Origin of the sequence: Paenibacillus sp. FSL H7-0735, from assembly GCF_038008505.1 — a bacterium.
GTDB lineage: Bacteria > Bacillota > Bacilli > Paenibacillales > Paenibacillaceae > Paenibacillus_AQ > Paenibacillus_AQ odorifer.
The window spans coordinates 1,590,732-1,604,923 of record NZ_JBBOZH010000001.1 but is presented as its reverse complement, the minus strand read 5'-3'; the positions used below and the strand labels follow the sequence as shown (position 1 = coordinate 1,604,923).

The window sequence follows — 14,192 nt, the reverse complement described above, 5'->3', positions numbered from 1 at the left end:
AGTTACCTTTTAGAAATAGACACCGATTTTTCGGCCTCCTATAGTTTCAATAGGAATGTCCATGTCATATACCTCTTTAAGAACTGCAGAATCTATAATTTCATCCGCTGTACCCGAGGAAGCTACTCTTCCATTTTTAAGCGCAACAATGTAGTCAGAGTAACAAGAAGCAAAGTTAATATCGTGGATAACGAGCACAATCGTCTTCCCCTTCTCGTCTACCAAGCGGCGAAGCACCTTCATAATTTGGACGGAATGCTTCATATCAAGGTTGTTGAGCGGTTCGTCGAGCAGAATGTACTCTGTATCCTGAGCCATGACCATGGCAATATATGCCCGCTGGCGTTGCCCTCCACTGAGCTGATCAATATATTTATCCTGCATTTCTTGGAGATCCATGTAAGCAATCGCTTCGTCAACGAACGCCCGATCCTCCGGACTCAGCTTCCCCTGTGAATACGGGAATCTCCCAAAAGAAACGAGCTCCTTCACAGTGAGGCGTACGCTAATATGATTGGACTGCTTTAACACCGATATTTTACGAGCAAGCTCATTACTTTTGCAGGTACCGATTTCCTTACCTTCGATCAGCACCTCTCCCGCGTCTTTGGAGATAAGTCTGCTGATCATGGAGAGCAGTGTACTTTTACCCGCACCATTTGGTCCGATAAACGAGGTGATTGCGCCTTTTTTAATGGACAAGGACACATCATCAACGACGGTTACTCCGCCATAACGTTTGGTTAAATTTTTAACTTCTACCACGACTTATTCTCCTTTAACAGCAGATAGACGAAGTAGACGCCGCCTGCAAAATTGATAATCACACTAACCGTAGTATTGAATCCAAAAACACGTTCGACCAGGAACTGCCCGCCGACAAGCGCAACAATGCTCAACAGAATCGTTCCAGGAATCAGATAAGCATGCTTATAGGTACGGAACAACTGGTGTCCTACATTAGCTACCAACAAACCTAAGAAAGTGATTGGTCCCACTAAAGCCGTCGAGATCGAAACGTAGATAGATACAATAACTAGCAGCCTTTTGACTACATAGTCATAATTGATCCCCAGATTAATGGCTTCGTCTTTTCCAAGCGAAATAACATCCAAATACTTAACAAATCGCAGGAAGTACAACATAGTTAACGTCAGAACAATGGTGGAAAGAATCAATAGGTCACTGCTGACATTGTTGAAGCTGGCGAACATTTTCCCCTGTAGAATCAGGAATTCGTTCGGATCAATAAGCACTTCCATAAAAGAAGACGCGCTCTGGAACATCGTCCCCATGATCAGCCCTACCAGCAGCAGGAAATAAATATTTTGTCCTTCCCTACGGAACATTAGCTTATACAATACGCCTGAAAACAGGACCATGAGGCACGCAGAGAACAAGAAGTTGATGTTTTTATTCATAAAGGTCATATTCGATGAACCTAAGGCATAAACACCGAACGTCTGGATTAACATGTACAGGGAATCGAGCCCGAGAATACTTGGTGTCAAAATACGATTGTTCGTGATGCTCTGAAAAACTACGGTAGAGACAGCTATCACAGCTCCGGTAATCAGAATGGCCGCCAGCTTTCTTCCCCGGCTGGGCAGAACGTAGTCCCAATTTCCCAAAGCATGATACGTCATAAACAAGACGATGAGGGCGACAGCACTTATTGATAATATAGTTAGTTTTGTCTTCATCTCTAGTTCGCCTTTCTTCTCATCAGCAAGTAGATAAACAGACCACTACCGATGACGCCTACCGTGAGACTGATTGATATTTCATATGGATAGATAATGAGCCTGCCCAGAATATCGCAGAACAGGAGGAACACCGCTCCGAGAATGGCTGTATGCGCCAGACTTTTTTTGAGGTTATCCCCTATGTACAACGTTACAATGTTAGGTACTACTAGACCCAGAAATGGAATCGTACCTACGGTTAAAATGACAACAGAGGAGATTAACGCTACAATTACCAATCCCACGTTGACCACCGCTTTGTAGTTCATGCCAAGATTGACGGAGAAATCCTCGCCCATACCGGCTACCGTAAATTTATTAGCGAAGAGATACGCCAGAATGACAAGTGGAATGCTGATATAAATTAATTCGTATTGGCCTTTGATAATCGTCGAGAAATCCCCAAGCATCCAAGATGAGATATTCTGAATCAAATCATTTTTATACGCAAAAAATGTTGTAATCGAGCCTACAATGTTGCCAAACATGAGTCCGACCAGCGGGATAAAAATACTATCCTTGAACTTGATCCGATCCAGGATTCTCATAAAAATAAAGGTGCCCAATAGCGCAAAAACAAAAGCAACAAGCAATTTCTGCATTGGCGTTGCGCCTGTGAATAACATGAGGGATACGAGAATACCAAATTTTGCGGAATCCATCGTCCCTGCCGTAGTCGGTGAGACGAATTTATTGCGTGACAGCTGTTGCATAATTAATCCGGCAATACTCATGCTGACTCCAGCGATAATCAATGCGGCTAACCGGGGAATCCGGCTTACCAGCAAGGTCTGTGCTTGAGATTCCGTAAGATGAAAGAGATCTAATGGGGATATATCTTTAACGCCTATAAACAAAGATATAAATGAAAATACTATTAGAAGTAGGGACAAATATTTTAGTTTCATGAGTTGTTCCTTATCTGTTTAATAGTTTACAAATGCGATATTATGATAATGATTTTCATTCGCAATGTTTTAAATTATACCTAAGCCCACTTTGAGGGTCAACCCTTTCATATACTTAAATTTAAAATAATTAAGACTTAGGCTTATCTGCTTAAGTTACATAAAAAAAGACACCCTAACGGGTGCCTCTTTAATCTCTGCCATATTTTTAGCGCTAAGCCATAGGATTTATTTGAATTTCTTCCAATCCTGATTACTGTTCTCCAGCAGATGTGCAAAATCATTCTCCAACCGCTTCTGCTCAGCCTTGCGCTGATCTTCCACTGCCTTACGGGTAGCTTCTTTACGGTCATTTTCCTCCGCTTTCAACGCATCAGATTGCGCCTTCAGCTTTCCTAGAACATCACTGCTTAGCAGGTCTTTTAACGTAGCAGGGCCATCATTCGTAGCGGCTCTTGGTGTGGTAGGCATTTTCTTTTTTTTAGCCACTGTCCATCATCCTTTCTAGTACTGAATTAAATTGGAATTTGTTTAAGTTATTGGTCTTTTCGTTTATAATGTTTACTAAGAGGTGAGCCCTATGAAGTCCAATGATTTATGTCCCCGGCTACAAAAAAGTATGGATATTATCGGCAGGCGTTGGACTGGTTTAATTATCTACCAGCTCCTTCAAGGACCCCAACGTTTCAATGTAATTGAAGCGGCATTGCCCATCAGTGGAAGACTGCTCTCCGAACGGCTCAAAGAGCTGGAACAGGAAGGGATCGTTCTTCGAGAAGTGTTCCCAGAGACCCCCGTGCGAATCCAATATTCTTTGACGGATAAAGGTCTTGCCCTGGAATCAGTCATCCGAGACTTACAGAGTTGGTCCAAAGAATGGGTCGATTGCGACACCGATAGCCTAAATCCAACTCTCAAAATGTAAGCGTTTTATCTGGTATTTTAGACTTTAAGGCCTACAATGACTAAATCACGCTCTATACCGTCAAGTTCAGCCACACCAGGCAGCATTCCCCACTCTTTAAAACCAAATTTTTTCAGCAAACCAAGGCTTGGATCATTATGTCCAAACACAAAGCCGACTAGATTCTTAATTCCGAGACTAGGGGCTTTCTCAATGGCCTCTGTCAGAAGAATTCTGCCAGCACCACCACCACGGAACTTTTCATTCACGTATACGCTGATTTCTGCTGTTGCATTATACGCTGGACGACCATAGAAGGATTGAAAACTGAACCATGCTGCAATTTCATCTCCTTGCTTCAGTACCCATAAGGGACGGTGATGGCTGTTATGCTCAAGAAACCATTTCTCCCGGTCTGCAACAGTAATGGGTTCCAGATCTGCAGTTACCATCCTCCCAGCAATCGTTGAGTTATAAATATCTACAATAGCTGCTAAGTCTGCAGATGTCGCATCTTCAATTCTGCTGTTCTCCCAATTCATCCCTTAATTCCTCCAAATGTGTTAATTAACTCAGGCCGACCTGCTCCTGGCTCCATTGCCACAGCCGTTCGGCCTCTATTGTATTCTGCGCTCTGGGAGACAGTTGTTTAATCTTTCTTCGATAATAATATTGACCGGTTACCTCTTCAAGATCAGGATCTGTAGCCAAATAAATCGCTGTATCGGCGCCTTGTTCAGGTGTTAAGAAAAAGTATGAGAGTAACTTAAGTACCGACTTGCCGAAGCCTGTCTGCCGGTTTACACCTATATTCGTCCCCACTGCACCTGGATGCAAGCAATTCACCGTCACCCTTGTTCCGTGAAGACGCGAAGCCAGCTCCCGCGTGAACAGAATATTGGCTAGCTTGGATCGGGCATAGGCTTTTGCAGGATTAAAACGGCGAGCCAGGGTTGGATCTTCATAATGGAGCGCACCTATTTTGTAAGCACCGGAGGCAACCACAATGATACGGCCTTGCTCTGCTGCCTGCAACGACTCAAGTAACAGATTTGTAAGTAGAAAATGCCCCAAATGATTTACGCCAAGATCCATCTCAAAGCCGTCCTTCGTAAGCTGACGCTTAATCGTGACTACCCCGGCGTTATTGATAAGTATGTCTAGAACCGGATATTTCATAGTAAATTCCTCAGCAAAGCTGCGAATGCTCTCAAGTGAAGCCAGATCACACAACATGAGCTCGATATCCTCGGAGTGGCTCTTTTGTTTGGCGGCAGCAAGTGCTTCTTCTCCCCGCTGGCGATTACGGCAAACCATAATGACTTTGGCTCCCTTGCGAGCCAGTTCAACTGTTGTAGCCAGCCCCATACCGGAATTCGCTCCGGTAACAAGTGCGATTGTTCCTCTCATTCCAAGAATCACTCCTCTCTCAACAACCGTACCCGAATAAGCTTTAGCCTAACCTTAGGAGAAGTATATTTAAAGATATGTTACACCAACTAGTAGGGTTAAGAAAAGCTTCATGTCATGATTAGCCAACGATAGTTATAGTTCGTCAGGTGCGTCTGGTCTATTTTTGATCTATAATAGGAATATTGCAGTTCTAATCGTGAAGTTGAAAGGGGAACACCAACTATGAATAATGCTTTGACAAGCCTAGAGCAGCAAATGGCGGGCGAAGGCCTGGATGCCCTGCTCGTAACAGATCCCAAGCATGTCTACTACTTAACCGGCTTCGCCAGCGATCCGCATGAACGTTTTCTGGGTCTGCTGCTGATACGCGGAGAAGAGCCTATGCTCATTCTGCCTGCATTGGATGCAGAAGCGGCTCAAGCGGCTTCTTCGGTCACCAAAATCCTAACTCACAGTGACACTGATAATCCCTATAACCTGCTAAAAGATTGTTTCGGCAGCAGCAAGCTTGGAACTCTTGGCATAGAGAAGGAACATTTCTCAGTAGCCCGTTTTGAACACCTAACCGCTGCTGTTCCAGCTGAACGGTTTAGTGATATTGGTCCATTGCTGCGCAGCATGCGCTCCAAAAAGACCCCGGATGAAGTTAAGCGCATGAAACATGCCGCTGAGCTAGTTGAGGAAGCCTTGCGCCGCGTTCTTACCCACGTAAAAACAGGCGTTACAGAAAACGATCTAGTAGCGGAGCTAGAATATCTAATGAAAAAGGTTGGCGCTTCCGGTCCTTCCTTCGACACTATGGTGCTTTCTGGTCCGAAAACTGCCCTACCTCACGGTGTTCCTGGCAACCGGGTCATTCAGCCAGGCGATTTCCTGATGTTTGATATCGGGGTGTATGCCGATGGTTATGCTTCTGATATTACACGTACCTTTGCAATTGAATCCGTGGACGACAAGCTAATCACTATTTATAACACTGTGCTGGCTGCCAACGAAGCTGGGATCGCTGCCTCCAATCCTGGAGCACCTTTCGGCTCAGTCGACAAAGCTGCACGTGATGTAATTGAGGAAGCTGGATTCGGGGAATATTTCTTGCACCGTGTCGGACACGGACTGGGCATGGATGTTCATGAATATCCATCACTTCACGGACAGAACGATGACATTATCGAGATCGGCAATGTGTTCACCGTTGAGCCAGGAATTTATGTGCCTGGACTAGCGGGTGTGCGTATCGAAGATGATCTGATTATTACAGCTGAAGGCGCAGAGACCTTAACAAGCTTCCCTAAGGAACTGACTATTCTTCATTTGTAGAAAAGAATTACAAGCCCACGGTCAAAAACACAGAGCAGCGATTCCTCCAATAATGAGAGAATCACCGCTCTGTGTTTGTTTTTATTTAAACCTGTGTTCCCCACATCCCGCGAATCGACCCAGCCTCTTTAACCATCCTGCCGACCAGCTCCGCGACTGTAGGTATATCTTGGATCATTCCTGTTACTTGACCTGCCCAGCCGATGCCCTCTTCTTTGATACCATCATAAATCCAGCGCTTGTTGGCTGCACCACTGATATATTCTTTTAATGCTTCATAGGTCGGTGTCACGCGCTCGATTTCAAGGATTTGATCAATGTAGTCACTACGCAACACTCGTGCGGGTGCTCCAATAGAACGTTTGATTACAACCGTATCCGACTCTGAGCTTTCTACTAAAGCTTTTTTATAAGAAGCAGCCGCGTGCACACATTCCACTGTAGCAACGAAACGAGTGCCCATTTCGATTCCCTCAGCCCCAAGCGCATGAGCAGCCATCCATCCACGGCCATCTCCGATCCCACCTGAAGCAATCACAGGGATATTAACCGCATCGACCACTTGAGGAACGAGCACCATGGTTCCAACATCGTCACGCCCTAAGTGACCCCCGCCCTCTTGCCCAACAACAATAACCGCAGAAGCGCCTAATTGTTCGGCCTTTTGGGCTTGTCTGCGTGAGGAGACGAGCACGAGCGTTTTAATATCGGTGGGCAGTAACATTTCCAGTATAGGGGCTGGATTCCCTCCAGTGAGGCTCACCACGGGAACCTGCTCGTCGATGGCGACCTGCACCCGGTCTTCATAACCAATCCCATGCATGCCGATAGCAAAATTAACCCCAAATGGCTTGTCTGTTAGTGTTCGTACCCGCCGTATTTCTGCACGTAAGGCCTCAGCATCCGGAAGACTCATTGCTGTGACCTGACCCAGTCCACCGCTATTTGAAACCGCAGCCGCGAGGTCTGCATAACCTAAATAAGCAAGTCCTCCTTGAATAATAGGATATTCTATGTGCAATAACTCCGTAATACGGGTGTTCCATTTCATCTTCATCTACACCTTTCCTATCTTTAAGCAAAGCAGAATCACGGCAAATAAAAGGGCAACTCCCCCTGCCAGATAATCTATCTGCTGAAATTGCAGTCTTTTAAAAGAAGTCCTTCCTTTACCATTACCATAAGCACGCGCATCAATTGCATAGCTCAGCTGTTCAGCACGTTGAATCGTTGTGAAGAGCAGAGGAATAATGATCGGAATGTACGCGTATATCCGTTTAGGCAGTGACAATACTGTAAGATCATAACCTCTAGCCTTTTGTGCGAGAAGGATACGATCAAGCTCCTCCTTGAGGGTAGGGATAAAACGGATCGCAATCACTATCATTAAAGAGAACTGTTCTACGGGTACCCCCAATTTGGATAGAGGGGCAAGCAGCTTTTCCAGACCATAAGCTAAGTCCAGCGGCTTAGTAGTTAAGGTTAGAACTGAGGCTAACAAGATGAGCAATATAATACGCCATACAAAACGTAATCCTATTCGCAGTCCCTCTTCAGTCACCTCGATAAAAAACCATGACCAGAGAACCGTCCCTTTGGTGAACACGGCATTGTAAACAAAAGTAAACAATAAAATAAATAATACCGGCCGCAGCCCTCGCCAAAAAAAATGCACAGGAACTTTCGACAGTAACAACATTCCCAGTACAAAAAAGGTTGCAACAACATAACTAATCCCCGTTCCAAGCATCATAAAGCTAAGCATGAGTATCACGATACTCACAAGCTTTGTACGAGGATCTAAACGATGAAAAATCGAATGTGTCTCCACATATTGACCGACTAATACGGAATCAGCCATGCTCTTGCCCCCTCGAATGCCAAATCGGCAAAATCGCTTCGAGGATATCCTGCTCTTTACAGCTGGCAACTTCAATCTTCTGGTCAGATAATTCCTCCATTAGCTTCAAGAGCTGTACGGGTTCAGGCAAGGATAGTCCAAGTTCCAGCAGTAATTCTTCCTTTTCCAGAAACAATGTTCTGATATCATGATGCCCTTTTAACTGACCTTCATGAAAAACAATGACCTCATCCGAGTATTCGGCAACATCATCCATCTGATGCGAAACGAAGAGGATCGTGTGATTGTCTTGTTGCTGCCATTCCTTTAGTAGCTTCAGCAAAGACACTTGGCTAGCAGGATCGAGACCCGCTGTCGGTTCATCCAAAATCAGCAGCTTCGGATTTGTCATCAGTACAGAGGCAATAGCTACACGGCGCTTTTCACCACCGCTTAACTGGAATGGATTTAAGGGGAGAATTCCCTCAGGCAAACCCACTTGTGGCAAAATCGTTTCAATCGCCTCTGTAATTTGCTGACGTGAAGCGCCCTGTTGATTCAGAGCAAAAGCAAGCTCCTTATACACCGTTGTTTCGAATAGCTGATGCTCAGGATATTGAAAAACGAAACCCAACTCAGGGACAACCTTTAAGCGCCCTTTGGCATCTCTGCTGGCAGGCTGCTGATTAATCCAATAGTCTCCTTTTACGGTGGGAATCAAGCCCTTCAGCACTTTGACAAAGGTAGACTTTCCTGCGCCTGTTGGACCGATAATAGAAATCCATTTGCCCTCAGGAATAGTGCAGTTTATATTGTGCAAAGCCACATGATCGGCATAGTTCACACTTAGATTTTTTAATTGGTAGACCATTGTGATCGAATTATCCCCTTCCAATCGGCTGTTAGCGGTGCTGCTGAATGGAGCAATGTATGTACACGCACTGCGAAGGGCAGATGTAATTGATAGTCCGCAACAGGCATGGTTTCAAAAAAAGTCAGTGGATCGCCGTCAAACTCAAGTCGTCCTTGGTGCAGGAGTAATACGCGTTCTGCTGCAAGCACTTCCTCCATATGGTGGGTGATATGAATAAGGGTCAGGCCTTGACGATGCAGCTCTTGCATGATGGAAAGAACCTGCTGTCTTCCCTGAGGATCAAGCATTGAGGTAGCCTCGTCAAAAATAATGACTTGCGGGCGCATCGCCAATATAGCTGCGATAGCGACACGTTGCTTTTGACCTCCAGATAACTGATGTGGCATAGCCTCCAGATAATCCTCCATTTGAACGGCCTGCAAGGCATGATCCAATCGGCTGCGCATTTCCTCCCTCGGCACACGGATATTCTCCAAACCAAAAAGCACCTCATCCATAACGGTTGTGGTGATAAACTGATCCTCTGGATTCTGAAAAACAAAACCGATTTGCTGATGGATCTCCGCAAGATCCGTTGGTTTTGCCGTGTCCAAGCTCTTAAATTGTACAGCCCCTTTTCGTGGCAGCAGCAGTCCGTCCATGAGCTTTGCAATAGTGGATTTGCCAGAACCATTCGCGCCAACTATCGCCACAAACTCCCCTGCTTCTATCGTAAAGCTAATATCCTCCAGGAGAGGTTGTCCCTTTTTATAATAAAAACAAACTTGATCGAAGGTAAGCATTTATTCACTCCCCTTTTGAAGGTGCCAAGCAGCAAAAAATGCCTCAATGCTGTTCTCGGAAAATGCAGGTGCAGGCTTCTCCCATTTTGTCACTTTTGATCCATTCACAGCAAAGATTTCACCGGTTAAATCCGCGTCGGACTCCCTCAATAATGCAGTCACGAAGGAAGCAATATCCTCCGGGTCACCTATTCTCCAAAAGTCAGGCAAAGGTTCATTCCGACTGGCATGTTTTTCCCTCAGATGGTCAATTATAGGTCTGGTCATATCCGTTAACGCCGCTGGAGAAATCGCATTGACCCTAATCTGGTCACGTTTCAGCTCTGCTGCGAGCGTCCACATCATGCCGAGTATTCCAGCCTTGGCTGCACTATAATTCACCTGACCCACGGAACCTGCTAGTCCAGCAGCAGAGGTCATCAACAGGATATCCCCACCTGTTTCACGCATATGCGGTAATACTCGTTGAATGCAATAATAAGTACCATTTAAATGCACATCCAGAACAGTCTTCCACTGTTCATCCGTCATACGTTGACATTTCTGATCCTGCAAAATCCCCGCGTTAGCTATCAACACCTCGATACGACCGTATCGGGCAATGACCTCATCTACCATGGCAGTGACTGCGACTGGATCGGCTACATTAGCAGCGTACCCTAGCGCCTCTCCGCCTGCCTGGCGGATCTCGCGCACAACCTCATCGACTAAGACTTGTTTCGTACCATTTACAACCACTATATAACCTGACTTACCAAGCTGCATGGCGATACTACGTCCGATCCCTCTTGTTGCTCCAGTAATTAAGGCTACTCTATTCATCACTACACCTCTTTCACTGCAAAAGCTCCCGCAGCAATAACATCGCCAGCTTCTGTTGTAAGGATCACTTTCACAAAGCAGTCGTCAGCTGCAAAATCAAAAATCACGACACTATCGACCTCTATAGGCTTATGAAATTTCATATCATATTGTGTGATCCACTGTGTAGGGTGCTCAGCAATGTACAAGGATTGGGCTAATCCCATAAGATACATCCCATGTGCGATGGGTCGCTTCAAGCCAGCCTTGGCAGCGGCATCTACATCTAAATGTATAGGCGCCAAGTCTTGGGAAGCAGCTGCATATTGCCGGATAGCTTCAGCTGTTACGCACTTTTTTATCATGATCATCACCTACCCGAATTAACACTGTTTCTGCGGTGACTATTAGCTTACCCTCACACCTACAAACCAGCGTATGTATGTAAAAAGTCAGTTTACCCTGTCTTCCTTCTTTTTGCACCTCGCCCGTTAACGCTAATTCACAATCCAAAATCATCCCCGCCGTAATCGGAGCCTGATATGAAAATTTCTGAGTGCCGTGAAGCAAGGGTTCACCGATGATTAACCAAGGAATATCGAAGTCTTGCCAGAAAATAATAGGCATCGTCGCAGGAGCAATCAGCTTTCCATTTATCGTCTGCATGGGTGCTTCGATACTCTGTGCGTAGTCCGAAATCCAATCAGCAGTCATATGGATCTGATGTCGGACACTGTTCATTCCATAACCTCCACGAGTGTTGCCAGACCTATCCCGCCGCCGATTCCCAGAGTAGCAAGCCCTCGTTGGTAAGGAGCATGTTGCATTTCAGCACATAACCGAGTCATTAAAATAGCCCCGGAAGCTCCGTATGGATGGCCTATTGCTAATGCCCCCCCGCCAAGATTGACCTTTTCCTGTGGAATTTGAAGCTCATTCAGTGAAGCCAATACTTGTGAAGCAAAAGCCTCGTTAAACTCTACGATATCTAAATCGGCAACGGTAAGCTTTTGGCGTTTTAACACCTTTTGCACAGCTGGTACAGGCCCCATCCCTAAATAGTTCGGATCTACACCCGCAGCTTGCGCATCCACGACCCGTAAAATAGGCTTCAGCTTAAGCTGCTGGCATTTCTCCCGAGACATCATTAATAGAAGCGCTGCGCCATCATTAATAGGACAGGCATTTCCAGCAGTGACGGTACCCTTTTCTTCAAAAATTGGCGGCAGCTTTTGCAGCTTGTCCAGACTCGTATTAGCCCGAGGACATTCGTCGGTGTTCACCCACTGCCCCTCTACCTGAAGAGGTACTATCTCCTGCTGAAACCGGTCACTTTGCTGAGCATGAACCGCCTTTTGATGGCTTTTCAAGGCATATTGATCCTGCTCTTCTCGAGAAATCCCGTATTTCCGAGCTACATTCTCTGCAGCAATTCCCATATCCGGATCACCGTAAGAGCTAGGCGTAAAATGTGCACGGGTATATAGCTGCGGAACCCCCATTAAGGTCTGTGGTTTAACCATTTTCCATGGAGCACGGCTCGTACTTTCGACACCACCCGCTAAATAAATCTCACCAGCGCCGCTTTGAATCAGTCTTGCTGCTATATTAATTGCCTCTAGCCCAGATCCGCACTGACGATCCACGGTGACGCCCGGTACCGAAACAGGCAGCCCCGCTTCAAGCGCAGCTACCCGGGCAATATTACCTCCTGGGCCCACAACATTCCCAATAATGACATCATCGATCAGTTCTTTAGGCAAGTTCGTTTCGGCTACAATATGCTGAATAAGCGGCGCCAGTAATGCTTCCGGCTCAAGTGTACTTAATAAGCCACCCATTCTGCCAATCGGTGTACGTTTTGCCATGACAATTACTGCTTCTATCATACCATCGCTCTTTTCACATAGTCTTTCATCGCTTGCCGGGCAATTTTTCCACTGCTTGTATAGATAAATTCATCCAGGGTTAACAGCTGCTTCGGCGCTTTGTAGCTTGCTAAATACTGGCGGCAATAATTCTTAATTTCGTCGACAGATAAATGCTGCTCTCCGCTCCACTTCACGAGGGCTATCAGCTGTTCTCCCCAGTAATCGTCAGGCACGCCAAGCACCATCACTTCATCTATTTCCGGAAGAAACTCCAGCACCCTCTCTATTTCTTCTGGATAAACGTTCAGGCCTCCGGATATGATTTTATTCTTCAAACGTCCCGCCATATATAAATAACCAGCTTCATCCTGATAAACATAGTCTTCTAAAATAAGCCATCCCTCTCTAAAAGCTGCTGCTGTCTCATTCGGCAATTGATGGTAGCCTAAAAATATCATATCACTACGCACATATAGCTGCCCAATCTCCCCAGTAGGGACTTCCCGGAACTGTTCATCACGAATGGAAATTTGCACCCCGGGATAAGGTTTGCCTATAGAGGTCGGATTATGCTCGGTCAGAACATTCAAATAACTAATATAACTCGCTTCTGAAGAACCGTAGGATTCATAAAGGCGCGCTCCACCAAACACTTCCATGCCCCTTTTCTTGGACAACTCCGACCACTTTGCACCTGAGCTAATAATCGCATCAATCTGTATCTGCCCAGGTACAGCCTGCAACATCATGGATTCGATCATTGTTGGTACGACGAACAGCACCACACCCGGAATTTGCTGGCACAGCTCTAACACCTTCGTGGCACTAAATTTTTGTGTGATATGAAAGGTTGCTCCACAATATAGACTCTGCATTACGGCGAATAAGGATAGGGAATGCACAAATGGACCTGGTGCCAAAACATCCTTCATAGCGTCCAATTCAAAAGCAATATTCGAGACCTCAAAGCTTTTTAACCATGATAAATGGGTACGCATATAACCTTTGGGCAACCCGGTTGTGCCTGAAGTAAAGCCAATAAATAATAATTCATTCGTCTCATCCAACTCAGCCTCCGGCTTCAGGGCAGCCAGCCACTGATCATAGGAACTTGTTCGTTCATTTGAGAAGGTCAGTGTTGGGATCGCTTGATCCTTGAGGACCAGATTCTTTGCGGCTTCCGGCTCGGCAAAAATCATTGTCGGCTGGCACTGTTCTATAATAACCTGCAGTTCATTAGCACTCCATTTGGGATCTAAGGGAATGGGAACACAGCCCGCATAAATCGCCCCCAAGAAAACCTCAACAAATTCAATACGATTCGTAGATAAAATCGCGATTTTGTCATGCCTCAGACCCTTTTGCTGTAGGCCATTCGCGATTCTCCGCATCGTTTCTACTAATGTTGTATAGGTATGACTTGCTAGGTCATGGGTTAAGGCAATGTTGTCAGGCTGCTGTGCTGCATGACGCAGTATAGGAACTACTAGATTCATCCTTGATCACACCTGTTCGTAATTTCTGTGACTACCAATTATATACATTTTCTTCAATCGGACTGCCCCGCAAGTCCAGCCCAGACTAAAGGATATGTGATAAGCGCCATCGCAGGCGCTCCTGTTAAACTAACCCGCTAAAATTGCTATGATAGCTTATTTTAGCTTTATATTATTTTTATGTACACATTTTCATGTAACTATTAAGTCCATCTTACAACTAAAAAAATAGCCAGCACGC

General features: G+C 45.6%; 17 protein-coding genes. 2 read left to right on the top strand and 15 right to left on the bottom strand.

Annotated features, from left to right (window positions below; translation table 11 throughout):
- Nucleotides 1-9: 9 nt before the first annotated feature.
- The 4 genes from NSS82_RS07385 to NSS82_RS07370 form a co-directional block, all read right to left on the bottom strand.
- Nucleotides 10-765 carry an iron ABC transporter ATP-binding protein gene (locus tag NSS82_RS07385; protein ID WP_036681845.1) on the bottom strand — a complete coding sequence of 252 codons (756 nt, stop codon included), beginning with the start codon at nucleotides 763-765 and terminating at the stop codon, nucleotides 10-12.
- On the bottom strand, nucleotides 759-1,703 hold the full coding sequence (locus NSS82_RS07380) for an iron chelate uptake ABC transporter family permease subunit (protein ID WP_076272023.1): 945 nt from the start codon (nucleotides 1,701-1,703) through the stop codon (nucleotides 759-761). The genes NSS82_RS07385 and NSS82_RS07380 overlap by 7 nt, the downstream gene beginning before the upstream one ends.
- A 2-nt stretch (nucleotides 1,704-1,705) precedes the next feature.
- Nucleotides 1,706-2,653, bottom strand: coding sequence for an ABC transporter permease (locus NSS82_RS07375; RefSeq protein WP_036681839.1), 948 nt, complete (start codon nucleotides 2,651-2,653; stop codon nucleotides 1,706-1,708).
- A 228-nt stretch (nucleotides 2,654-2,881) separates the two neighbouring features.
- Nucleotides 2,882-3,142 (bottom strand): YqkE family protein, encoded by a 261-nt coding sequence (locus NSS82_RS07370; RefSeq protein WP_076272024.1) that lies wholly within the window; start codon nucleotides 3,140-3,142, stop codon nucleotides 2,882-2,884.
- 91 nt (nucleotides 3,143-3,233) lie between these two features.
- Here NSS82_RS07370 and NSS82_RS07365 point away from each other — a divergent pair, with 91 nt between their 5' ends.
- Complete coding sequence (locus tag NSS82_RS07365; RefSeq protein WP_076272025.1) at nucleotides 3,234-3,578, top strand: winged helix-turn-helix transcriptional regulator; 345 nt, start codon at nucleotides 3,234-3,236, stop codon at nucleotides 3,576-3,578.
- A gap of 17 nt (nucleotides 3,579-3,595) precedes the next feature.
- Here NSS82_RS07365 and NSS82_RS07360 read toward each other — a convergent pair whose 3' ends face one another.
- Nucleotides 3,596-4,099 (bottom strand): GNAT family N-acetyltransferase, encoded by a 504-nt coding sequence (locus NSS82_RS07360; RefSeq protein WP_036681829.1) that lies wholly within the window; start codon nucleotides 4,097-4,099, stop codon nucleotides 3,596-3,598.
- Nucleotides 4,100-4,124: 25 nt separating this feature from the next.
- Nucleotides 4,125-4,967: an SDR family oxidoreductase gene (locus NSS82_RS07355; protein ID WP_038569185.1), complete on the bottom strand. Its 843-nt coding sequence runs from the start codon at nucleotides 4,965-4,967 to the stop codon at nucleotides 4,125-4,127.
- 225 nt (nucleotides 4,968-5,192) lie between these two features.
- Between NSS82_RS07355 and NSS82_RS07350 the strand changes: the two genes are divergently transcribed.
- Nucleotides 5,193-6,287: a M24 family metallopeptidase gene (locus NSS82_RS07350; protein ID WP_036681827.1), complete on the top strand. Its 1,095-nt coding sequence runs from the start codon at nucleotides 5,193-5,195 to the stop codon at nucleotides 6,285-6,287.
- Between the two features lie 85 nt (nucleotides 6,288-6,372).
- On the opposite strand, the gene NSS82_RS07345 is transcribed toward NSS82_RS07350, so the two are convergent.
- From NSS82_RS07345 to NSS82_RS07305, 9 genes are read right to left on the bottom strand one after another with little or no spacing between them, the layout of a single operon-like run.
- On the bottom strand, nucleotides 6,373-7,338 hold the full coding sequence (locus NSS82_RS07345) for an NAD(P)H-dependent flavin oxidoreductase (RefSeq protein WP_076147478.1): 966 nt from the start codon (nucleotides 7,336-7,338) through the stop codon (nucleotides 6,373-6,375).
- Between the two features lie 6 nt (nucleotides 7,339-7,344).
- Nucleotides 7,345-8,148: an energy-coupling factor transporter transmembrane component T family protein gene (locus tag NSS82_RS07340; protein ID WP_076272026.1), complete on the bottom strand. Its 804-nt coding sequence runs from the start codon at nucleotides 8,146-8,148 to the stop codon at nucleotides 7,345-7,347.
- Nucleotides 8,141-8,998, bottom strand: coding sequence for an ATP-binding cassette domain-containing protein (locus NSS82_RS07335; RefSeq protein WP_038569181.1), 858 nt, complete (start codon nucleotides 8,996-8,998; stop codon nucleotides 8,141-8,143). The genes NSS82_RS07340 and NSS82_RS07335 overlap by 8 nt, the downstream gene beginning before the upstream one ends.
- Nucleotides 8,983-9,783, bottom strand: a complete 801-nt coding sequence (locus NSS82_RS07330; RefSeq protein ID WP_036681818.1) for an energy-coupling factor transporter ATPase — start codon at nucleotides 9,781-9,783, stop codon at nucleotides 8,983-8,985. Before NSS82_RS07330 ends, NSS82_RS07335 begins: the two co-directional genes overlap by 16 nt.
- Complete coding sequence (locus NSS82_RS07325; RefSeq protein WP_081386532.1) at nucleotides 9,784-10,605, bottom strand: SDR family NAD(P)-dependent oxidoreductase; 822 nt, start codon at nucleotides 10,603-10,605, stop codon at nucleotides 9,784-9,786.
- 2 nt (nucleotides 10,606-10,607) lie between these two features.
- On the bottom strand, nucleotides 10,608-10,949 hold the full coding sequence (locus NSS82_RS07320) for a MaoC family dehydratase (RefSeq protein WP_051491210.1): 342 nt from the start codon (nucleotides 10,947-10,949) through the stop codon (nucleotides 10,608-10,610).
- Nucleotides 10,924-11,325 (bottom strand): FAS1-like dehydratase domain-containing protein, encoded by a 402-nt coding sequence (locus NSS82_RS07315; protein WP_076272028.1) that lies wholly within the window; start codon nucleotides 11,323-11,325, stop codon nucleotides 10,924-10,926. Before NSS82_RS07315 ends, NSS82_RS07320 begins: the two co-directional genes overlap by 26 nt.
- A complete protein-coding gene (locus NSS82_RS07310) occupies nucleotides 11,322-12,473 on the bottom strand; it encodes a thiolase family protein (protein WP_076272029.1) in 1,152 nt (383 codons plus the stop codon). The genes NSS82_RS07315 and NSS82_RS07310 overlap by 4 nt, the downstream gene beginning before the upstream one ends.
- Nucleotides 12,470-13,951, bottom strand: coding sequence for an AMP-binding protein (locus NSS82_RS07305; protein WP_076272030.1), 1,482 nt, complete (start codon nucleotides 13,949-13,951; stop codon nucleotides 12,470-12,472). The genes NSS82_RS07310 and NSS82_RS07305 overlap by 4 nt, the downstream gene beginning before the upstream one ends.
- Between the last annotated feature and the right edge of the window lie 241 nt (nucleotides 13,952-14,192).